This window comes from Rhodopseudomonas sp. BR0G17, assembly GCF_010907025.1.
GTDB classification, from domain to species: domain Bacteria; phylum Pseudomonadota; class Alphaproteobacteria; order Rhizobiales; family Xanthobacteraceae; genus Rhodopseudomonas; species Rhodopseudomonas palustris_H.
Window position 1 is genome coordinate 1 of the sequence record NZ_QUML01000258.1, and the last position, 380, is coordinate 380.

Here is a 380-nt window from a genome sequence, read left to right on the forward strand (position 1 = left end):
CCGACCCTCCGCGCCGTGCAGTTCTGCGGCCGGCGCGGCTTCCTTCTGCCCGTCGCCGCACCGTTCGTTCGAACCGCCCGCGCCGATGATCGACACACCCGCCGGACCCGCGTTTCGCAGCCTCGGCCTCCCTTGAAAGGTCCGGTCCATGGGCCGCCTCGTCGAATTCGCGGTCAACCGCCGTTTCCTGATGCTCGCCCTGTTCGTGCTGGTGCTCGCCGGCGGGGTGGCGGCGTTCGAACATCTCAATATCGAAGCTTATCCCGATCCGACCCCGCCGATGGTCGACATCGTGACCCAGAGCCCAGGGCTGTCGGCCTAAGAAATCGAGCGCTACATCACCATCCCGATCGAAACCCAGGTCTCGGGCACCAAGAACC

At 66.1% G+C, this 380-nt stretch carries 1 pseudogene; it reads left to right on the forward strand.

What is annotated here, in order from left to right:
* Nucleotides 1–148: 148 nt before the first annotated feature.
* Nucleotides 149–319: pseudogene (locus DY467_RS26120) on the forward strand (efflux RND transporter permease subunit); the annotation flags it as partial.
* Nucleotides 320–380 lie beyond the last annotated feature (61 nt).